Origin of the sequence: Pseudoxanthomonas mexicana, assembly GCF_046736355.1 — a bacterium.
GTDB classification, from domain to species: domain Bacteria; phylum Pseudomonadota; class Gammaproteobacteria; order Xanthomonadales; family Xanthomonadaceae; genus Pseudoxanthomonas_A; species Pseudoxanthomonas_A mexicana_B.
Genome location: NZ_CP157201.1, coordinates 2,642,563 through 2,663,605, shown reverse-complemented (window position 1 = coordinate 2,663,605; position 21,043 = coordinate 2,642,563). Strand labels below are relative to the sequence as shown.

Sequence of the window (21,043 nt, the reverse complement as noted above, 5' to 3'; positions counted from 1 at the left end):
GGGCAGGGACATCGCGACTTCCACCCTTGCAGGAAGCGGAGCAAGCTCCGCTCTACAGGTGAGGATCTGTAGAGCCGAGCTTGCTCGGCTCCGGCGCAGGCATCGTATGGCTCAGGCAGAGGCTTCGCGGATCGCGTCCGGCAGCTGCGCGCTGCGGCCGGTCTGGGTGTCCATCCACACGACCACCACGTTGCCGTCCGAGTACAGCAGCGCCTCGTCCTTCTGATCGACGATGCGGTGGCCGATGGTGACGCTGCTGTTGCCGAGCCGCTCGACGAACAGCTCCACCACGATGTCGTTGGGCCAGACGATCGGCGCGCGGTAGTTGACGTTGGTCGCCGCCACCACCGGCGCGATGCGGTCGCTCATCGACACGCCGGGCACGCCCAGCAGCCAGCGCACGCGCGCCTCCTCCAGGTAGGAGACATACTTGGCGTTGTTGACGTGGCCCATGCTGTCCATGTCGCGCCAGCGCACGCTGATCGGCACGCGCGCCAGCAGCCTGCGGGAGGCGTCGTCGTGATCGTTCGCGCTCATCGTGCGGTCTTCTTCTTGGTGGTGGCCTTCTTGCTGGCGGACTTGCGCGGCGGCAGCACGTCGGGCCTGGCGACGGCGGCCGGCTTGCTGGCCTTGGGCGCCTTCGACGCCGGCAGCAGCTTGGACAGGAAGCGGCCGGTGTGCGAGGCCGGATTGGCGGCGATGTCCTCCGGCGTGCCGGTGGCGAGGATCTGGCCGCCGCGATGGCCGCCTTCCGGGCCCAGGTCCACCACCCAGTCGGCGGTCTTGATCACGTCCAGGTTGTGCTCGATGACGACGATGGTGTTGCCGTCGTCGCGCAGCTTGTGCAGCACCGCCAGCAGGTGCTCGATGTCGTGGAAGTGCAAACCGGTGGTCGGCTCGTCGAGGATGTACAGCGTGCGGCCGGTGTCGCGCCGCGACAGCTCCTTGGACAGCTTGACCCGCTGGGCCTCGCCGCCGGACAGCGTGGTCGCGCTCTGGCCGAGCTTGATGTAGCTCAGGCCCACGTCCATCAGCGTCTCCAGCTTGCGCGCGATGGCCGGCACCGGCTCGAACAGCTTCAGCGCGTCCTCGACCGTCATCTCCAGCACGTCGTTGATGTTGAAGCCCTTGTAGAGGATCTCCAGCGTCTCGCGGTTGTAGCGCTTGCCGTGGCAGACGTCGCAGGGCACGTACACATCGGGGAGGAAGTGCATCTCGACCTTGATCAGGCCGTCGCCCTGGCAGGCCTCGCAGCGGCCGCCGCGCACGTTGAAGGAGAAGCGCCCCGGCGAGTAGCCGCGCGCGCGCGCCTCCGGCACCTGCGCGTACAGCTCGCGCAGCGGCGTGAACAGGCCGGTGTAGGTGGCCGGGTTGGAGCGCGGCGTGCGGCCGATCGGCGACTGGTCGATGTCCACGACCTTGTCGAACAGGTCCAGGCCCTCGACCTCGCGGTACGGCGCCGGCTTGTGCGAGGCGCCGTTGATCTCGTTGGCGGCCAGCGCGTACAGGGTGTCGTTGATCAGCGTGGACTTGCCCGAGCCGGACACGCCGGTGATGCAGGTGAGCAGGCCCGAGGCGATCTCCAGATCGACGTTCTTCAGGTTGTTGCCGGTGGCGCCGCGCAGGTGCAGCGTCATCTTCGGGTTGGGCTTGTGGCGCGCCTTCGGCACCTCGATGCCGCGCTTGCCGGACAGGTACTGGCCGGTCAGCGAGCGCGGCGCCTTCAGGATGTCGGCCAGCTGGCCCTCGCCGACGATCTCGCCGCCGTGCACGCCCGCGCCCGGCCCGATGTCGAGGATGTAGTCGGCCGCGCGGATCGCGTCCTCGTCGTGCTCGACCACGATCACCGTGTTGCCGAGATCGCGCAGCCGCGTCAACGTGCCGAGCAGGCGCTCGTTGTCGCGCTGGTGCAGGCCGATGGACGGCTCGTCGAGCACGTACATCACGCCAACCAGGCCGGCGCCGATCTGCGAGGCCAGGCGGATGCGCTGCGCTTCGCCGCCGGACAGCGTGTCGGCCTTGCGCTCCAGGGTCAGGTAGTCCAGGCCGACGTCGACCAGGAAGCCCAGCCGCTCGGCGATCTCCTTGATGATCTTGGTCGCGATCTCGCCGCGCCAGCCCGGCAGCGACAGCTCGCGGAAGAACGCCAGCGCGCCGTCCACCGGCAGCACCACCAGTTCGGACAGCGCGCGGTCGGCGACGAACACGTTGCGCGCGGCCTTGTTCAGGCGCGCGCCCTCGCACTCGGGGCAGGGCCTGTCGCTGATGTACTTGGCCAGCTCCTCGCGCACCGCCGGCGATTCGGTCTCGCGGTAGCGGCGCTCCAGGTTCGGCACGATGCCCTCGAAGCGGTGCTTGCGCTGGGTGCGCCCGCCGGCCTCGGTGAGGTAGCTGAAGGTGATGACTTCGTCGCCGCTGCCGTACAGCACCGCCTGCCGGCTCTTTTCCGGCAGCGACTGCCACGGCGCATCGACGTCGAAGCGGTAGTGCCGGGCCAGCGAGGCGATCAGCTGGAAGTAGTAGGCGTTGCGGCGGTCCCAGCCGCGCACCGCGCCGGCCGCCAGCGACAGCTCCGGATGCACGACCACGCGTTCCGGATCGAAGAACTGCGCCACGCCCAGGCCGTCGCAGCTCGGGCAGGCGCCGACCGGCGAGTTGAAGGAGAACAGCCGCGGCTCCAGCTCCGGCAGCGAATAGTCGCAGACCGGGCAGGAATACTTGGACGAGAACAGCAGCGGCGCGGCGTCCGGCTCGTCCAGCGGCATCACCGAGGCCATGCCGTCGCCGAGCTTGAGCGCGGTCTCGAAGCTCTCGGCCAGGCGCTGCTTGATCTCCTCGCGCGGCTTGAAGCGGTCGATGACCGCCTCGATGGTGTGCTTGACCCGCAGCGCCAGCGGCGGCACCGCGTCGATCTCGTGCAACTGGCCGTCCACCCGCACGCGCACGAAGCCCTGCGCGCGCAGCTGGTCGAACACCTGCGCGTGCTCGCCCTTGCGCTCGCGGATGACCGGCGCCAGCAGCATGTAGCGCTGCTCGCGGCCGGCCTCGATCGCGCCCAGCGCCAGCACCTGGTCGACCATCTGGCTGACCGTCTGCGCCTCCAGCGGGTAGCCGTGGTCGGGGCAGCGCGGCGTGCCCACGCGCGCGTACAGCAGGCGCAGGTAGTCGTAGATCTCGGTGATCGTGCCGACCGTCGAGCGCGGGTTGTGGCTGGTGGATTTCTGCTCGATCGAGATGGCCGGCGACAGGCCCTCGATGTGGTCGACGTCGGGCTTCTCCATCACCGACAGGAACTGCCGGGCGTAGGCCGACAGCGACTCGACGTAGCGGCGCTGGCCCTCGGCGTAGATGGTGTCGAAGGCCAGCGACGACTTGCCCGAGCCGGACAGGCCGGTGATCACGATCAGCTTGTCGCGCGGCAGATCGAGGTCGATGTTCTTGAGGTTGTGGGTGCGGGCGCCGCGGATGCGGATGCTGTCCATGCCGTGGGGGTGGCCTGTTCAGGAAAGGGGAGGATGCGCCGTTCGCCGGGCGCCAGGGCAAGCCGCGCCGGCGAATCGCCCAGCGTAGCGATTCACCTGGATGGGGGCAAATACCCGCAACCGAAGCCGCGCCAGCATGGGTTGGCGCAGTCTCGGCGGTTGCGATTCAGTCCCGTGAAAGAGGCATGGGCCGGCCGGGCGGCAGCCTGGCGCCCAAGCGCCGGCACGCCGGCCGCGGGCAGGGATGCCGAGGTTGCGGGCAATCCGGGGGATGGTTGACCCTAACCCGCTGAAAGCCTTACAATTCCGCTCCTGTCCGCCCTCGATGGCGGCAGGTTCAAGAGAATAACTACAGAAGAGGCACACCAATGTACGCAGTCGTGGTCACCGGCGGTAAGCAATACCGCGTGACGCAGGGCGAAACGCTCCGCGTCGAGAAGCTCGAGGCCGAGGCCGGCAACGAGGTCACGTTCGACAACATCCTGATGCTGGGCGATGCCGACGGCATCAAGGTCGGCGACGCGCTCAAGGGCGCCACCGTCACCGCCAAGGTCGTCGGCCACGGCCGCGCCGACAAGGTCCGCATCATCAAGTTCCGCCGCCGCAAGCACCACATGAAGCGTCAGGGTCACCGGCAGCACTACACCGAAATCGAGATCACCGGCATCGCCGGTGGCAGCAAGTAAGGAGAAGCCGTCATGGCACACAAAAAAGCTGGTGGTTCGACCCGCAACGGCCGCGACTCCAACCCGAAGATGCTGGGCGTGAAGGTGTATGGCGGCCAGGCGATCGACGCCGGCAACATCATCGTCCGCCAGCGCGGCACCCAGTTCCACCCGGGCAGCGGCGTCGGCCTGGGCCGCGACCACACGCTGTTCGCGCTGGTCGACGGCAAGGTCGAGTTCTCGATCAAGGGCCCGAAGAAGCGCCGCACCGTCAGCGTGGTGGCGGAGGCGTAAGCCTTCCCTGGTCCGCGCGACATCCGGAAAGCCCCGCTTCGGCGGGGTTTTTCGTTGGGGAAGGCCGGGAATCGGGAATGGAGAATAGGGAATGGAAACAGCGTCCTTATTCTTTCTTTCCCGTACTCCAGCGTGGCACCCGGTAGACTGTTCCGATTCCGATCGCCGGTCGCGCTTTTCCGATTCCCCATTCCCGATTCCCCATTCCCGGCACCGCCATGAAACTCGTAGACGAAGCTGAAATCCAGGTCATCGCCGGCAACGGCGGCAACGGCTGCGTGGGCTTCCGGCGCGAGAAGTTCATCCCGCTGGGCGGGCCGGACGGCGGCGACGGCGGCAGCGGCGGCAGCGTCTGGCTGCAGGCCGACGAGAACCTCAACACGCTGGTCGATTTCCGCCACCAGAAGCAGTTCCGCGCCCAGCGCGGCGAGAACGGCATGGGCCGGCAGATGTACGGCAAGGCCGGCGAGGACCTGACCATCACCGTGCCGGTCGGCACCGTGGTCACCAACATCGGCACAGACGAGGTCATCGGCGACCTGACCACCCACGGCGACCGCCTGCTGGTGGCCAAGGGCGGCAAGGGTGGCCTGGGCAACATGCACTTCAAGAGCTCGATCACCCGCGCGCCGCGCAAGGCCACGCCGGGCGAGGAAGGCGAGGAGCGCCTGCTCAAGCTCGAACTCAAGCTCTTGGCCGACGTCGGCCTGCTCGGCTTCCCCAACGCCGGCAAGAGCACTTTCATCCGCGCGGTGTCCGCGGCCACGCCCAAGGTCGCCGACTATCCGTTCACCACGCTGTATCCCAACCTGGGCGTGGTCAGCGTCGAGGCGCACCGCAGCTTCGTCATCGCCGACATCCCCGGCTTGATCGAGGGCGCCGCCGACGGCGCGGGATTGGGCGCGCAGTTCCTGCGCCACCTGCAGCGCACCCGCTTGCTGCTGCACCTGGTGGACATGGCGCCGGTATCGGAGGAATACGCCGACACCGGCGTGGTCGTGTCGCCGGCCGAGCAGGTGCGCGCGATCGAGCGCGAACTGGCGCGCCACGACGCCAGCCTGCTGGACAAGCCGCGCTGGCTGGTGCTCAACAAGGCCGACCTGATGTTCGAGGACGAGGCGCGCGAGCGCGCGCAGGCCATCGTCGCCGAACTGGGCTGGACCCAGCCCTGGTACCTGGTCTCGGCGATCTCGCGCGAGGGCACCTGGCCGATCATGCAGGACGTGATGGCGTGGTTCGACCGCCAGCGCGAGGAGGCGGGGCAGGACGCGGATGCGTACTGAGGCATCCGCGAAGGTGGATGCCGTGGCTGCTGGAGCGCCCGGGAAGCGTTGGGCGAACACTGCCTGGGCCGGGCGCGCGTCCGGCGTGATTGCCCGCACAGAGGCTTCCTGCCCCGAAAACACGCCCACAAAAAACCCGGCCGGAGCCGGGTTTTCTGGCTTTCCCGTCAATCCCGCCTGGTCAGGCGGCGGCCTGCAGGGCCTTGATGCGGGCGGTCAGGCGGCTCTTGTGGCGGGCGGCCTTGTTCTTGTGGATCAGACCGCGCGAGCTGTAGCGGTCCAGAATCGGCTGGGCGACGGCGAAGGCAGCCTGGGCGCCGGCGGCGTCATTGGCGTCGAGCGCCTTGAGCACTTTCTTGACGGCGGTGCGCAGCATCGAGCGCTGGCCGGCGTTGCGCGCGTTGCGCACGACGGTCTGCTTGGCGCGCTTCTTGGCGGACTTGATATTGGCCACGGTGGGTTCCTGGAAATCGGGATGAATGGAATGGCGGGAATTAGACAGGAAAGTATGGACTATTCAGGCAGTTGCGTCAACTCCGGCCCCGGGCGGGAGGCGCGGGCGTGAGCGGGGGCCGGCTGCTGCGCTCGACCACGGTGTTCAGCGCGATGACCTTCATCTCGCGGGTGTCCGGGCTGGTCCGCGACCAGGTCTACGCGACGGTGTTCGGCGCCAACCCGGCGATGGACGCCTTCATCGCCGCCTTCCGCATCCCCAACTTCATGCGCCGGCTCTCGGCCGAGGGCTCGTTCTCGATGGCCTTCGTGCCGGTGCTGGCCGAGTACAAGCAGAAGCACGGCCAGGAGGCGGTACGGGAACTGGTGGACCGGGTCACCGGCGCGCTGATGGCCGCGCTGCTGGTGGTGACTGCCGGCTTCCTGCTGCTGGCGCCGTGGCTGGCGCGGGTCATCGTGCCGGGCTTCGAGCCGGGCGGCGAGAGCGCCGCGCTGTTCGTGGAGATGCTGCGCATCACCTTCCCGTACGCGCTGTTCATCTCGCTGGCTTCGCTGGCCGGCGGCATCCTCAACAGCTACCAGCGCTTCGCCATCCCGGCACTGTCGCCGGTGCTGATGAACCTGGCGATGATCTCGGCGGCGCTGGTGGCGGGCGAATGGTTCGGCGGCTCGGTCAAGGTGCTGGCCTGGGGCGTGTTCGCCGCCGGCATCCTGCAACTGGGCTTCCAGTTGCCCGCGCTGGCCCGGCTGGGCCTGCTGCCGCGGCCGCGGCTGGACCTGGCCCATGCCGGCGTGCGCCGGATCATGACGCTGATGGTGCCGACCCTGTTCGGCTCGTCGGTGGTGCAGTTCAACCTGCTGTTCAACACGATGGCGGCCTCGATGCTGATCGGCGGCAGCATGACCTGGCTGTACTACAGCGATCGGCTGCTGGAATTCCCGCTGGGCATGTTCGGCGTGGCGATCGGCACGGTGATCCTGCCGCACCTGTCCGGCCGCCACGCGGCCACCGATCCGGAAGGCTTTTCGAAGGGCCTGGACTGGGGTTTCCGGCTGTGCCTGCTGATCGGCCTGCCGGCCTGCGCCGGCCTGATCCTGTGCGCGCAGCCGCTGCTGGCGACGCTGTTCCAGTACGGCGAGTTCGGCGAGACCGACATGCGGATGAGCAGCTGGAGCCTGATCGCCCAGTCCACCGCGGTGCCGGCCTTCCTGCTGGTCAAGGTGCTGGCGCCGGCGTTCTATTCGCGCCAGGACACGCGCACGCCGGTCAAGGCGGCGGTGGTGTCGGTGGCGGTCAACGCGCTGTGCATCGTGCTGTTCTTCGCCGGCCTGCTGTGGCTCACCGAGGCGGGGCGCGAGGCGTGGGCGGCCTCGGGCGGCGACGTGCGCGCGGCCCTGAAGGCGATGGACGGCGGCGGCCACGCGCTGCTGGCGCTGGCCATCGCCATCGCCGGCTGGGTCAACGCGGCGCAGCTGGCGTGGTACCTACGCCATGCCGGCGTCTACCGTCGGCAACCGGGCTGGGGCCGGTTCCTGCGCCAGGTCGGCCTGGCGACGCTGCTGATGGCCGGGGTGGTCGTGGCGCTGCGCTGGTACTGGCCGGAGTGGACGCCGTGGGCGTGGTGGCAGCGCGGCTGGCGGCTGGCGGTGATGGTCGGCGCGGGCGGGGCGGTCTATGGCGCGCTGCTGTGGCTGCAGGGCATCCGGCCCCGCGACCTGCGCGGACATTGAGCGACGGGTCGCCGGCTATACTTGCCCGATTACCGCAAAGGGACCGGCCGCCGGGCCGGCTTTCGCATCCAGGAATCCATGAGCAGGCTGTTCCGTGACGTCGATGGCGGGCCGTTGTGCCCGCAGGGAAGCGTGGTCTGCATCGGCGCCTTCGACGGTCTGCACGCGGGCCATCGCGCGCTGGTGCGGCATGCCGTGGCGCGCGCGCGCGAACGCGGCGTGCCGACGGTGGCGCTGACCTTCGAGCCGCTGCCGCGCGAGTTCTTCGCTCCCGGCGACCCGCCGCCGCGGCTGACGCTGGCGCGCGGCAAGGTCGAGGGGCTGCACGCACTGGGCGTGGACACGGTCGGCCTGCTGCGTTTCGATGCCGCGCTGTCGGCGCTGGATGCCGAGGCGTTCGTGCGCAGGCTGCTGGTCGGCCGTCTGGCCGCGCGCGAGGTGTGGATCGGGCCGGAATTCCGTTTCGGCCACCGTCGCGGCGGCGATCTGGCGCTGCTGCAGCGGCTGGGCGGCGAGTGCGGCTTCAGCGCCGGCGAGATCGCGCCGGTGCAGGTGCAGGGCGAGCGCGTGTCCAGCACGCGCATCCGCCAGGCGCTGAGCGATGGCGATTTCGATCACGCAGCGCGCCTGCTCGGCCGTCCCTACGCCATCGGCGGACGGGTGGTGCGCGGCCGCCAGCTCGGCCGCACGCTGGGTTTCCCGACCGCCAACCTGCGCTTCCCCAAGAAGCCGGCGTTGTCGGGCATCTACGCGACCTGGGTGCACGGCGTCGGCGATCGTCCGTGGCCGTCGGTGTCGAGCTTCGGCACGCGCCCGACCGTCGATGGCGTCGAGCCGCTGCTGGAGGCGCACCTGTTCGACTTCGAGGGCGACCTGTACGGGCGCCACATCGAAGTCGAGTTCGTCGCCAAGCTGCGCGACGAACTGAAGTTCCCCGATCTGCCGACGCTGACCGCACAGATGCGGCGCGACGCCGAGCAGGCGCGCAGTATGCTCATCCCTGGGCAAGAGCCCGCACATCCATGTGCGGAACAGAGTGCGAATCCTTCGCAACAGCCCGCACATCCCTGTGCGGATCATTCAATGCAAACAGCCGTGGAACGACAGATCCCGTGAGCCAGGACTACAAAGCCACCCTCCACCTGCCGGCGACCGATTTCCCGATGCGCGGCGATCTGCCCAAGCGCGAGCCGGACACGCTGGCGCGCTGGGAGGCGCAGGACCTGTACGCGCAATTGCGCGCCAACGCCCAGGGCCGGCCGCTGTTCGTGCTGCACGACGGCCCGCCGTACGCCAACGGTGCGATCCACCTGGGCCATGCGGTCAACAAGATCCTCAAGGACATCATCGTCAAGTCGAAGTACCTGGCCGGCTTCGACGCGCCGTACATCCCTGGCTGGGACTGCCACGGCCTGCCGATCGAGATCGCGATCGAGAAAAAGTACGGCAAGGTCGGGGTCAAGCTCGACGCGGTCGAGTTCCGGCAGAAGTGCCGCGAATACGCCGAGTCGCAGATCGAGATCCAGCGCCGGGACTTCAAGCGCCTGGGCGTGATCGGCGACTGGGACAACCCGTACAAGACGCTGAGCTTCCGCTTCGAGGCCGACGAGATCCGCGCGCTGGCCAAGATCGTCGACAACGGCCACCTGACCCGCGGCGTCAAGCCGGTGCACTGGTGCTTCGACTGCGGTTCGGCGCTGGCCGAGGCCGAGATCGAGTACCACGACAAGGTCTCGCCGGCGGTGGACGTGGCCTATGCGGCGCGTGACGCGCAGGCGTTCGCGCGCGTGTTTGGCGTCGAACTGCCCGCCGACGCCGACATCGCGCTGCCGATCTGGACGACCACGCCGTGGACGCTGCCGGCCTCGCTGGCGGTGTCGCTGGGCGCGGATCTGGAATACGCGCTGGTCGAAGGCCCGGCGCACGCGGGCCGCCGCCGCTGGCTGGTGCTGGCCGACGCGCTGGTCGCGCGCGCGCTGCAACGCTATGGCGTGGCCGAGGCCGTCGTGCACGGACGCGCCGCCGGCAAGGCGCTGGAAAACCTGCAGCTGGCGCATCCGTTCTATCCCGAGCGCGACATCTCGCTGATCCTGGGCGATCACGTCTCGGCCGAGGACGGCACCGGCGCGGTGCATACCGCGCCCGGCCACGGCCAGGAGGACTACGTGGTCGGCAAGGCGTACGGCCTGCTCGATCGTTACACCGCCGCGCAGACCAACCCGGTCGACGGCCGCGGCGTCTACCTGCCGTCGACGCCGCCGGCCGGCGAGGTCACGCTGGCGGGATTGCACATCTGGAAGGCCAACGACGTCATCGTCGAGGCGCTGCGCGATCGCGGCGCGCTGCTGGCGTTCGCCAGGCTGGAGCACAGCTACCCGCACTGCTGGCGGCACAAGACGCCGATCGCCTTCCGCGCCACGCCGCAGTGGTTCATCTCAATGGAGCAGGCTGGCCTGCGCGCCGACGCGCTGGCCGCCATCGACACGGTCACCTGGTATCCGGAGTGGGGCAAGGCGCGCATCGCCGGCATGGTCGAGGGCCGGCCGGACTGGACGATCTCGCGCCAGCGCACCTGGGGCGTGCCGATCGCGCTGTTCGTGCACCGCGAGACCGGCGAGCCGCACCCGCGCAGCAGCGAACTGATGCGGCAGGTCGCCGATCGCGTCGAGCAGGGCGGCGTCGACGTCTGGTACACGCTGGACGCGGCCGAGCTGCTCGGCGACGAGGCGGCCGATTACGACAAGATCACCGACATCCTCGACGTCTGGTTCGATTCCGGCGTCACCCACGAGGGCGTGCTGCTGGAGCGCGGGCTGGGCAAGCCTGCCGACCTGTACCTGGAAGGCTCGGATCAGCACCGCGGCTGGTTCCAGTCCTCGCTGCTGACCGGCGTGGCGATCGACAAGGCGGCGCCGTACCGGCAGTGCCTGACCCACGGCTTCACCGTCGACGAGCACGGCCGCAAGATGTCCAAGTCGCTCGGCAACGGCATCGAGCCGCAGGACATCATGAAGACGCTCGGCGCGGACATCCTGCGCCTGTGGATCGCCTCGGCCGACTACAGCAACGAGATGTCGCTGTCGCAGGAGATCCTCAAGCGCAACGCCGACGCCTACCGCCGCCTGCGCAACACCGCGCGCTTCCTGCTGGCCAACCTGCACGGCTTCGAGCCGGCGCGCGACCTGCGCCCGCTGGACGACATGGTCGCGCTGGATCGCTGGATCGTGCACCGCGCCTGGGAGGTGCAGGAGAAGATCACCGCCGCCTACGCGCGCTATGACTTCGCCGGGATCGTGCAGGCGCTGCTGAACTTCTGCAGCGTCGACCTGGGTTCGCTGTACCTGGACGTGACCAAGGACCGCCTGTACACGATGCCGGAGGACTCGCGCGGGCGCCGCAGCGCGCAGAGCGCGATGTACCGCATCGCGGAAGGCTTCGTGCGCTGGATCGCGCCGGTGCTGAGCTTCACCGCCGACGAGCTGTGGGGCTACCTGCCGGGCGAGCGCGCGGGCAACGTGCTGTTCGCCACCTGGTACGACGGGCTGGCGCCGTTGCCGGCCGACGCTGACCTCAGCGCGGCCGACTTCGACAGGCTGCTGGCGCTGCGCGAGCAGGTCGCCAAGGTGCTGGAGCCGATGCGCGCCAACGGCGCGATCGGCGCGGCGCTGGAGGCCGAGATCACCGTCGCCGCCGACGCGGTCACCGCCGCGCGCTGGCAGCCGCTGGGCGAGGAACTGCGCTTCCTGCTGATCAGCGGCGACGTGACGGTGACCCCGGCCAGCACCGACGACATCTTCGTCAGCGCACAGCCGACGGCCAAGCCCAAGTGCGTGCGCTGCTGGCACCATCGCGCGGACGTGGGCGTGGTCGCCTCGCATCCGGAACTGTGTGGGCGCTGCGCCGGCAACGTGGACGGGCCGGGCGAGGATCGCCGCTGGTTCTGAGCACGTCCCTTCTCCCGCTTGCGGGAGAAGAGCCTGCCCCCGCGGAGGCGGGGGTGGCGCGAAGCGCCGGATGAGGGCAGTTCCCGCAACCCTTTTCGTTCCTGTACTCGCTTTCCCCCATCCGCCCTTCGGGCACCTTCCCCCGCAGCCGGGGAAGGGAACAGAGGTAGCCATCGATGAGTCGACATCCCAAACCCAACGCGTTGATCTGGCTGCTGCTGTCGGCGGCGATCATCGGGTTCGACCAGTGGACCAAGGTGTGGGTGCTGTCCTCGCTGCCCGAATACACCGCCATCCCGGTGATCGAGGGCTTCTGGAACTGGTACCGCACCTACAACACCGGCGCGGCGTTCAGCTTCCTCGCCAACGCCGGCGGCTGGCAGGTCTGGTTCTTCACCGCGCTGGCGGTGGGCATCAGCGGACTGCTGGGGTTCTGGCTCTCGCGCACGGCGCGCGGCGACTGGCGGCAGGCGCTGCCGTATTCGCTGGTGATCGGCGGTGCGCTCGGCAATGTCATCGACCGGTTGATCCACGGCCATGTGATCGATTTCATCCAGTGGCATTGGCGCGATTACTACTGGCCTGCGTTCAACCTGGCCGACTCGGCCATCGTCGCCGGCGCCATCGGCATCGCGTTGTTCGGGGTGCTGGACGGCAGGAAGAAAGCCGCCTGACCCGGGGGCCCCGAGCCCCCTCGGATCATGCGTGAGGCCGGTGATGTGGGATGGCCGGCCAAGTCTGCCTTCGGGAGTGCCGCGGCCGGCCCTCACCCCGTTCCCCTCTCCCGCAAGCGGGAGAGGGGTGCCATATGGATTCGGCTTCGATGGCCGGTTCATCCCTTGAATCGTCCGGCTTCGGTAGAATCGATTCCCATGGAAGTCCTGCTCGCCAATCCCCGCGGTTTCTGCGCCGGCGTCGACCGCGCCATCGAGATCGTCAAGCGCGCCATCGAGACGCTGGGCGCGCCGATCTACGTGCGCCACGAAGTCGTGCACAACCGCTTCGTCGTCGACGACCTGCGCAAGCGCGGCGCCATCTTCGTCGAGGAACTGGACGAGGTGCCGGACGGCAACACGGTCATCTTCAGCGCCCACGGTGTTTCCCAGGCGGTGCGCGCCGAGGCCGAGCGCCGTGGGCTCAAGGTGTTCGACGCCACCTGCCCGCTGGTGACCAAGGTGCATTTCGAGGTCGCGCGCCATTGCCGCGCTGGCCGCGACGTGGTGCTGATCGGCCATGCCGGCCACCCCGAGGTGGAAGGCACGATGGGCCAGTGGAACGTGCAGAACGGCGGCGGCCGGATCTATCTGGTCGAGGACATCGCCGGTGCCGCCGCGCTGGAGGTCAGCCAGCCGGAAAACCTCTTCTACACCACCCAGACCACGCTGTCGGTGGACGACACCATCGGCATCATCCAGGCGTTGCAGGCGAAGTTCCCGGCCATCCAGGGACCGAAGAACGACGACATCTGCTACGCCACCCAGAACCGCCAGGACGCCGTGCGCGACCTGGCGCGCGACTGCGACCTGGTGCTGGTGGTCGGTTCGCCCAACAGCTCCAATTCCAACCGCCTGCGCGAGCTGGCCGAACGCGATGGCGTGGAGTCCTACCTCATCGACGGCGCGCACGAGATCGATCCGGCCTGGGTGCAGGGCCGGCAACGCATCGGCGTGACCGCCGGCGCGTCGGCGCCGGACGTGCTGATCGAGGGCGTGATCGAACGCCTGCGCGAACTCGGCGCCGGCGGCGTGCGCGAGCTGGAAGGCGAGCCGGAGTCGATGGTGTTCGCGCTGCCGAAGGAACTCAGGCTGCAGCTGGTCGGTTGATCGTCGTTACGCGCAAGGCATCGGATTTTCGCGAATCGAGCGGAGCAAGCTCCGCTCTACAGGGAATGAATGATTGCCATCTGTAGCGCCGAGCTTGCCCGGCGATGGCCTGCCGGAGAAGTGCTCACACCATCCTGATCCCGAACTCGCGCATCCGCTTCAGCAGGTTGAAGAGGATTTCGCTGCGCACGCCGCCGGCCTGCCGCGGCGTCGACACGAAGCCGGTTGCGCTGAGCAGGATGCGGCCGTCGGCGATGCCGTCCAGCAGCACGTTCGGCGCGGGCGTCTCCAGGATGCCCGGATGCTCGCGGAAGGTTTCCAGGATCAGCTTGCGCACCAGTTCCACGTCGGTGCTCAGCGGCATCGGCAACTGCACCTTGACCAGCCCCTGCGCATTGGCGAAGGTGCGGTTGCGCACGATCTTGGTGATGAACTCGGAGTTGGGCACCAGCACGGTGGTGCGGTCGCCGGTCTGGATCTCGGTGGCGCGCACGTTGATGCGGCGGATGTCGCCCTCGGCGTCGCCGACGATCACCCAGTCGCCGACCTTGACCGGCCGCTCGGCCAGCAGGATCAGGCCGGAGATGAAGTTCTGCACGATCGCCTGCAGGCCGAAGCCGATGCCCACCGACAGCGCGCTGGCGATCCAGGCGATGCGCTCCAGGCCGACGCCGATGGCCGCCAGCGCCATCGCCACCGCGATCACGAAGCCGACGTAGCCCAGCAGCGTGACCACCGAAGTGCGCATGCCCTCGTCCAGCCGCGTGGTCGGCAGGTAGCGCTTGCCGAACCAGCGCTGCACCAGGCCGACCAGCACGCTGACCAGCGCGAACACCAGCAGCGCCTGCGCCACGTTGCGGGGGCTGAGCACCAGCTCGCCGACGCGGATGCCGCGCACCACGTCCAGCGCGCGGCCGATCAGGTTGTCGGCATCGGCGCCGTAGGGCACCAGCAGCGCGACGATGGCCAGCAGCGCCAGGCCGATGCGCGCCAGCGCCGACAGCACCACCGCGATCTGGTCGATGCGCTCGGCGGAGATGCCGTAGCGATGGTTGAGCCGGCTGCCGGCCACACCCTTGGACGTCAGCAGGGTGGTCAGCGCATCGTCGGTGACCCGCATGGCCAGGTACAGCAGCGACAGCACGATGAGAGTCCACAGCAACTGCTGCATCACGAACGCGGCGAAGGCGATGAAGCCGGTCGCCAGCGCCAGCGAGCACAGGCCGGTCGCGATCCAGCCGATCAGGATGGTGACGTTGATCCAGGGCGTGAAGTGCGGTTGCGCGGCGATCGCTTCGGACGTGCTTTCCCTGCGCGAGGCCAGCCGGCGCACCCGCAGCAGTGCGTTGAGCACGACCGCGATCAGCAGCACGCTGGTCAGCGAGCTGATCGCCACCGACAGCGCCAGGCTGGCGTTGACCACGGTGGCGATGCGTTCGGCTGCCACGCCCGTCGCCACGACGAGGGCGGCGGCCCACGGGAAGGGCCGCAGCGCGTGCGCCGCCTCGTCGGAAATGGCCGGCAGCCGCCAGGACGGGCGCTTGTGCGACAGCAGCGCGCGCCCCAGCGCGATCACCAGCGCGGCGAAGGCCGCCAGGCCGGCGAAGAAATGCGCGAGCTGATCCACGCGCGGCGGTGCGTCGCCCAGGGCCAGGCGCAGCAGCGTGGCGGCCCACCAGGTGGCCAGCGCGGCGACCAGCACGCTGGCCAGCGCCGGCGCCGAGCGCCGCAGGCGTCCGGCCGGCAGCCAGCGCGACGCCAGCCGTTGCAGCAGGTGGCGGTTGAATCCGTGCGCCGCGGCGGCGATCAATGCGGCCAGGAGCAGCAGCGTCAATGCGCGCCCCGGCTGCGTCTGCAACGAGGCGGACGTCGTCCGCGCCGCCTCGTCCCACAGCCCACGCAGCCGCGCCGTATCGCGCGGCGCGCTCTGCCTGATCTCGCGCCAGAGACGGGGCATGAAGGGCGGGGAAGCCCGCTCGCCGAGCGCGGCGCGGAAGCGCGCCTGGCGCAGGCCGGCGATCCGGTCCAGCAACTGCGCGCTTTCCACCGAGGCCAGCCGGGCGGTGCGGATCTGCGCATCCAGCGCATTGCGCTGCGCCTGCAGCGTCCTGCGCTGGCGGGTGACCTCGGGCGCTTCGGGGACGCCTTCCGGTGCGGTCAGCTCGCCCAGGCGCGCATCCAGGCTCTCCAGCTCCGGCGCGTGCTCGCTGACCAGGCCCTCGGCACTGGCCTGGATGGCGAGGACCGCGTCGCGCGCCTTCAGCAGCGCCGCCTCGTCCCGGCTGTCTTTTTCAAGTCCCGCCTCGATGCGGGTCAACTGCCGGCGTGCCTGATCCAGATCCGGCGCGCTTCCGCCCTCCTGGGCCGGCAGCGGCCACGCGGGGGCGAACAGGCACAGGCACAACAGCAACCGTGGTAGACGCATGCGGAAGACGGAGCGGCAGAGGGGAGGACAACTTAGCATCGGCGCCGTGAGGCCGGGTTGCACATCCTTCGCCCCGCGTGCCGGACGCCGGCGCGGGAACTGGCCTCCGCCGACGCGACCGGCTAGAATAGCCGCCCGGTTCGGCCCGCCCCAGGCGCGCGAACGGCATCCTCCCGCCGGAATAGCTCAGTCGGTAGAGCGGCGCATTCGTAATGCGTAGGTCGCAGGTTCGACTCCTGTTTCCGGCACCAAGTCGAGACAAGGCCCCGCTCTATGCGGGGCCTTGCCTTTATGGGTCATGACCGGCATCGCTCAAGCCTGCGACCGAAGCGCCGGCTGGCGCTCGCTCACCGGCGCGATCCCAACTGTTGAGAATGGCCCGGGACAGACTTTCTGCTTCCATCCGAAGACAGGGAGAACAGCATGCAGTACGAGGCATTGATCGAGGCCCTGCGCGCTTCGACGAAGGCATTGAAGTCCCCGCAGTACAAGGGGGCTTGGGAATGGCGGCTGGAGAAATACGCGCAGGGGTTTCTGGTGGCGGCGATATCCGTGCTGCCCGTCGCCGCCTTCTTCGGCGTGTCCGGTTCAAGGGTCGGGCCATTGGCCATGGTGGTGATATCGCAGGTCCTTTCGATCATCAGCTTGTTGCTGATGACGGTGGGCGTCATCGCAACCCTCTGTTATACGCGGCAGAGCGAGGTCGCGGGTCTGGTCGCGACGAGGGAGCGATTGGAACGTTGCGCGCGGGATCTGGCAGAGCGCTTCCCTGATGCAGATTGGCCCACCATCCATTTGATAACGAGCCATTGGAAAGAGCGGAACGTGGTCTGGCTGACGATTTCCAGCTTCGTCACCGCGACGCTGCTGGCGCTCTACATGGCCAGCATGGGCAGCGCCAGTGGCGCCTGTCTGGCCGATGGGCAGGCAGGCACGATGGAATACGTCTGGGGATGGTGGTCGGCGAAGGGATGGTGCCGAGGCTACGGGTACGGGCTTGCGCTGGTGGCAGGGGCGTTCGTCGGGACAGTGGCCTTCTACACGACCCTGCTGCGGAGCCTGCGCATTTCGCTCATGACCCGCTATCTGGCGGAACGCCCTGCGCCTGCCGCCGCTCCGTGGAACTGGGCACGCACCTGAAGCCTCGTGCGTTGCGGGGTCGATTCGTTAATCTGCAACAATTCAATGGTGATCTGACATGGCCAAATCCAGGACAGCCTTCGTCTGCTCCCAGTGCGGGGCCGACTTCAACAAGTGGCAGGGCCAGTGCGGCGAGTGCGGGGCGTGGAATTCGCTGGGCGAGGTCGTCGTCGAGCCGGCGGCCGGCGCGCCCGCCGCCGCGCGCCGTTCCGGCTGGGCCGGCAAGGCCGAGGCGCCGAGGATCACCGCGCTCAAGGACGTGCGCCACAGCGAACAGGCGCGGGTGACGACCGGCATCGGCGAGTTCGACCGCGTGCTCGGCGGCGGGCTGGTCGAGGGCGCGGTGGTGCTGGTCGGCGGCGACCCGGGCATCGGCAAGTCGACCCTGCTGCTGCAGGCGCTGGCGGCGATGTCGGCGAGCTTCCCGGCGCTGTACGTGACCGGCGAGGAATCGCTGGCGCAGGTCGCCGGCCGCGCGGTGCGGCTGGGCCTGCCGCTGGACAACCTGCAGGCGCTGGCCGAGACCGGCATCGAGCACATCCTCCGCCACGCCAGCGAGGCGCGGCCCAGGCTGATCGTCGCCGACTCGGTGCAGACGCTGTGGACCGAGTCGCTGACCGCCGCGCCCGGTTCGGTCAGCCAGGTGCGCGAGAGCGCGGCGCGGCTGGTGCGCTACGCCAAGGAGACCGGCACGGCGGTGTTCCTGGTCGGCCACGTCACCAAGGAGGGCGGCATCGCCGGCCCGCGCGTGCTCGAGCACATGGTCGACGCGGTGCTGTATTTCGAGGGCGAGAGCGGTAGCCGCTTCCGCCTGCTGCGCGCGTTCAAGAACCGCTTCGGCGCGGTCAACGAGCTGGGCGTGTTCGCGATGGGCGAGAAGGGGCTGAAGGAAGTGCCCAATCCGTCGGCGATCTTCCTGTCCGGCAGCGCGCAGCAGCCGGGCAGCTGCGTGCTGGTCACCCGCGAGGGCACGCGGCCTCTGATGGTCGAGGTGCAGGCGCTGGTCGACGCGTCGCCGCTGTCCAATCCGCGCCGGGTCGCGGTGGGCCTGGAGCAGAACCGGCTGGCGATGCTGCTGGCGGTGCTGCACCGGCACGGCGGCGTCGTGGTCGGCGACCAGGACGTGTTCGTCAACGTGGTCGGCGGCATCCGCGTGCAGGAAACCGCGGCGGACCTGCCGGTGCTGCTGGCGGTGCTGTCGTCGCTGCGCGACAGGCCGCTCGCCGACAAGACCGTGGCCTTCGGCGAGGTCGGCCTGTCCGGTGAGATCCGCCCGGTGCCCAACGGCGAGGAGCGCCTGCGCGAGGCGGCCACGCACGGCTTCAAGCGCGCCATCGTGCCCAGGGGCAACGCGCCCAAGTCGGGCGTGTTCAAGGGGCTGGAGGTGGTGGCGGTGGAAAGGCTGTCGCAGGCGCTGGAAGCGGCGGCCGAGTAGGGCGTGCGTCCTGTCGGCGCGCGAGTGACTCAGACCTGCTGCAGCACCAGCTCGATCACGAACTTGCTGCCGAAGAACGCCAGCAGCAGCAGCGCCATCGCCGTCAGCGTCCAGCGCACCGCCTTGCCGCCGCGCCAGCCGTAGCGCCAGCGGCCGTAGAGCAGGGCGCCGAACACCAGCCACGACAGCAGGCTGAGCACGCTCTTGTGGACCAGGTGCTGGGACAGGAAATCCTCGACGAACAGCACGCCGGTCAGCAGGGTCGCGGTCAGCAGCGCGAAGCCCACCACGATCGTGCGGAACAGCAGTTCCTCCAGCTCGGTCAGCGGCGGCAGCGCGCGCAGCCACAGGTGGAACTCGCGCCGGCGCAGCGCGCGCTCCTGCGCCCACAGCATCAGCGCCAGCAGCGCGGCGATGGCCAATGTCGCGTAGGCCAGCAGCGCCAGCCATGCGTGCAGTTGCAGGCGCCAGTCCAGCGTGTTGCTCGGCAGGTGGCCCTTGAAGTGGTAGGTCAGCAGCAGCAGCGCCGCCAGCGGGAAGGCGATCACGCCCAGCGCGGCCATCCTGCCCTGCCGGCCGACCAGTGTGGTCATGCCGGCCATGCCCAGGCCGACCAGCGACAGCGCGGCGAAGAAATGCATGTCCGGCACCCCGGGCGTGCGCCAGGCCGCCCACAGGTGATAGCCCGCGTGCAGCGCCACCGCGAGCAGCGCCGGCCAGAACCACAGTCCCCGGCGTTCGCTGCGGTCGGCGGCCACGCCCCACACCAGCAGGCCGGCGGCGGCCAGGTACAACGCAGCGGCGATGAGAACGGTTGTCATCCGTGAAGTGTCGCACAACGGCCGCCCCGAGGAACGCCGCCGGCGTGCGAATCGCGGTGGCGACCGCGGGCGGGCGGATGCCGCCGCGGGCGGGCGGCTATAATCCGCCTCCGTTTTCCCGCGTGCTTCCTGCCCATGTTCGAATCCCTGACCCAGCGCCTTTCCGGCACCATCGAGCGGCTGCGCGGCCGCGGCCGCCTGAGCGAGGAGAACATCCGCGAGGCCACCCGCGAGGTGCGCATCGCGCTGCTGGAGGCCGACGTCGCCCTGCCGGTGGTGCAGGCGCTGATCGAGCGCATCAAGGTGCGCGCGGTCGGCCAGGAAGTGCTGAAGTCGCTGACCCCGGGCCAGGCGCTGATCAAGATCGTGCGCGACGAGCTGACCGCGGTGATGGGCTCGGCCGCCGCCGACCTGAACCTCAACGTGCCGGCGCTGGCGGTGATCCTGATGGCCGGCCTGCAGGGCGCGGGCAAGACCACCACGGTCGGCAAGCTCGCCAGGCACCTGAAAGAGAAGCGCAAGAAGAAGGTGATGGTGGTCAGCGCCGACGTCTACCGCCCGGCCGCCATCGAGCAGTTGAAGACGCTGGCGCAGCAGGTGGACGTGCGCTTCTTCGCGTCCGACGCCTCGCAGAAGCCGGAGGCCATCGTCCGCGCCGCCATCGACGACGCGCGCAAGTCCTACGTCGACGTGCTGCTGGTCGACACCGCCGGCCGTCTCGCCATTGACGAGGCGATGATGGCCGAGATCAAGGCGCTGCACGCGGCGGTCAAGCCGGTGGAGACGCTGTTCGTGGTCGACTCGATGACCGGCCAGGACGCGGCCAACACCGCCAAGGCGTTCAACGAGGCATTGCCGCTGACCGGCGTGGTGCTGACCAAGACCGACGGCGACGCCCGCGGCGGCGCGGCGCTGAGCGTGCGCTACATCACCGGCAAGCCGATCAAGTTCATCGGCACCGGCGAGAAGGTGGACGGGCTGGATGTGTTCCACCCCGAGCGCGTGGCCAACCGCATCCTCGACATGGGCGACGTGCTGTCGCTGGTCGAGCAGGTCGAGCAGACCGTCGACCAGGAGAAGGCCGCCAAGCTGGCCGCCAAGGTCGCCAAGGGCAAGAAGTTCGACCTCAACGACATGAAGGACCAGCTCGAGCAGATGCAGAACATGGGCGGCCTGAGCGGCCTGATGGACAAGCTGCCGGGCATGGGCCAGATCCCCGACCACGTCAAGCAGCAGGTGCAGCAGGGCAAGGAAGTGCCGCGCATGGTCGCCATCATCAACTCGATGACCAAGAAGGAGCGCCGCAACCCGGCGCTGCTCAACGGCTCGCGGCGCGCGCGCATCGCGCGCGGCTCCGGCACCACGCCGGCCGACGTCAACAAGCTGATGAAGCAGTACCAGCAGATGGAAAAGATGATGGGCAAGCTGGCCGGCGGCGGCATGAAGGGCCTGATGCGCGGCATGAAGGGCCTGATGGGCGCGCGCGGCGGGTTGCCGTTCCGTTGATCTCCTCATGAATCGCGGGAGCGACGTCAGTCGCGACGTTT

Annotated in this window: 16 protein-coding genes and 1 tRNA gene; 12 read left to right on the top strand and 5 right to left on the bottom strand. The window is 69.2% G+C overall.

The window, feature by feature from the left end; genetic code table 11:
- Nucleotides 1-111: 111 nt before the first annotated feature.
- Together AAG688_RS12245 and uvrA are read right to left on the bottom strand one after the other, a co-directional pair.
- A complete protein-coding gene (locus tag AAG688_RS12245; protein WP_411832521.1) occupies nucleotides 112-537 on the bottom strand; it encodes an acyl-CoA thioesterase in 426 nt (141 codons plus the stop codon).
- A complete protein-coding gene (uvrA, locus tag AAG688_RS12240) occupies nucleotides 534-3,482 on the bottom strand; it encodes an excinuclease ABC subunit UvrA (protein ID WP_411832520.1) in 2,949 nt (982 codons plus the stop codon). The genes AAG688_RS12245 and uvrA overlap by 4 nt, the downstream gene beginning before the upstream one ends.
- 368 nt (nucleotides 3,483-3,850) lie before the next feature.
- Here uvrA and rplU point away from each other — a divergent pair, with 368 nt between their 5' ends.
- The 3 genes from rplU to obgE all read left to right on the top strand — a co-directional run bounded on the left by rplU (nucleotide 3,851) and on the right by obgE (nucleotide 5,724).
- Nucleotides 3,851-4,168 carry a 50S ribosomal protein L21 gene (gene rplU / locus AAG688_RS12235; protein ID WP_411832519.1) on the top strand — a complete coding sequence of 106 codons (318 nt, stop codon included), beginning with the start codon at nucleotides 3,851-3,853 and terminating at the stop codon, nucleotides 4,166-4,168.
- 12 nt (nucleotides 4,169-4,180) lie between these two features.
- On the top strand, nucleotides 4,181-4,441 hold the full coding sequence (gene rpmA / locus AAG688_RS12230; protein ID WP_411832518.1) for a 50S ribosomal protein L27: 261 nt from the start codon (nucleotides 4,181-4,183) through the stop codon (nucleotides 4,439-4,441).
- A gap of 218 nt (nucleotides 4,442-4,659) precedes the next feature.
- Complete coding sequence (gene obgE, locus AAG688_RS12225) at nucleotides 4,660-5,724, top strand: GTPase ObgE (protein ID WP_411832517.1); 1,065 nt, start codon at nucleotides 4,660-4,662, stop codon at nucleotides 5,722-5,724.
- Nucleotides 5,725-5,905: 181 nt separating this feature from the next.
- Here the strand turns inward: obgE and rpsT are convergent, their stop codons facing one another.
- The gene (gene rpsT / locus AAG688_RS12220; protein ID WP_411832516.1) at nucleotides 5,906-6,178 is read right to left on the bottom strand and encodes a 30S ribosomal protein S20; all 273 of its coding nucleotides are present in this window, start codon (nucleotides 6,176-6,178) and stop codon (nucleotides 5,906-5,908) included.
- A gap of 107 nt (nucleotides 6,179-6,285) precedes the next feature.
- Here rpsT and murJ point away from each other — a divergent pair, with 107 nt between their 5' ends.
- The 5 genes from murJ (at nucleotide 6,286) to ispH (ending at nucleotide 13,675) form a co-directional block, all read left to right on the top strand.
- Complete coding sequence (murJ, locus tag AAG688_RS12215) at nucleotides 6,286-7,908, top strand: murein biosynthesis integral membrane protein MurJ (protein WP_411832514.1); 1,623 nt, start codon at nucleotides 6,286-6,288, stop codon at nucleotides 7,906-7,908.
- A 78-nt stretch (nucleotides 7,909-7,986) separates the two neighbouring features.
- Entirely contained in the window at nucleotides 7,987-9,024 is a 1,038-nt protein-coding gene (locus AAG688_RS12210) for a bifunctional riboflavin kinase/FAD synthetase (protein ID WP_411832513.1), read from the top strand.
- Complete coding sequence (gene ileS, locus AAG688_RS12205; RefSeq protein WP_411832512.1) at nucleotides 9,021-11,852, top strand: isoleucine--tRNA ligase; 2,832 nt, start codon at nucleotides 9,021-9,023, stop codon at nucleotides 11,850-11,852. The genes AAG688_RS12210 and ileS overlap by 4 nt, the downstream gene beginning before the upstream one ends.
- 176 nt (nucleotides 11,853-12,028) lie before the next feature.
- On the top strand, nucleotides 12,029-12,526 hold the full coding sequence (gene lspA / locus AAG688_RS12200; RefSeq protein WP_411832511.1) for a signal peptidase II: 498 nt from the start codon (nucleotides 12,029-12,031) through the stop codon (nucleotides 12,524-12,526).
- A gap of 198 nt (nucleotides 12,527-12,724) precedes the next feature.
- Nucleotides 12,725-13,675: a 4-hydroxy-3-methylbut-2-enyl diphosphate reductase gene (gene ispH, locus AAG688_RS12195; protein ID WP_411832510.1), complete on the top strand. Its 951-nt coding sequence runs from the start codon at nucleotides 12,725-12,727 to the stop codon at nucleotides 13,673-13,675.
- 124 nt (nucleotides 13,676-13,799) lie between these two features.
- Here the strand turns inward: ispH and AAG688_RS12190 are convergent, their stop codons facing one another.
- Entirely contained in the window at nucleotides 13,800-16,100 is a 2,301-nt protein-coding gene (locus tag AAG688_RS12190; protein ID WP_411832509.1) for a DUF3772 domain-containing protein, read from the bottom strand.
- 175 nt (nucleotides 16,101-16,275) lie between these two features.
- Between AAG688_RS12190 and AAG688_RS12185 the strand changes: the two genes are divergently transcribed.
- The 3 genes from AAG688_RS12185 to radA all read left to right on the top strand — a co-directional run bounded on the left by AAG688_RS12185 (nucleotide 16,276) and on the right by radA (nucleotide 18,675).
- Nucleotides 16,276-16,351: transfer RNA gene (locus AAG688_RS12185), tRNA-Thr, on the top strand.
- A gap of 172 nt (nucleotides 16,352-16,523) precedes the next feature.
- Nucleotides 16,524-17,240 carry a hypothetical protein gene (locus AAG688_RS12180; RefSeq protein ID WP_411832508.1) on the top strand — a complete coding sequence of 239 codons (717 nt, stop codon included), beginning with the start codon at nucleotides 16,524-16,526 and terminating at the stop codon, nucleotides 17,238-17,240.
- 58 nt (nucleotides 17,241-17,298) lie between these two features.
- Nucleotides 17,299-18,675 (top strand): DNA repair protein RadA, encoded by a 1,377-nt coding sequence (gene radA / locus AAG688_RS12175; RefSeq protein ID WP_411832507.1) that lies wholly within the window; start codon nucleotides 17,299-17,301, stop codon nucleotides 18,673-18,675.
- Nucleotides 18,676-18,704: 29 nt separating this feature from the next.
- Here the strand turns inward: radA and AAG688_RS12170 are convergent, their stop codons facing one another.
- On the bottom strand, nucleotides 18,705-19,496 hold the full coding sequence (locus tag AAG688_RS12170; RefSeq protein WP_411832506.1) for an inner membrane protein YpjD: 792 nt from the start codon (nucleotides 19,494-19,496) through the stop codon (nucleotides 18,705-18,707).
- A 135-nt stretch (nucleotides 19,497-19,631) separates the two neighbouring features.
- Here AAG688_RS12170 and ffh point away from each other — a divergent pair, with 135 nt between their 5' ends.
- Entirely contained in the window at nucleotides 19,632-21,002 is a 1,371-nt protein-coding gene (gene ffh, locus AAG688_RS12165) for a signal recognition particle protein (RefSeq protein ID WP_411832505.1), read from the top strand.
- Nucleotides 21,003-21,043 lie beyond the last annotated feature (41 nt).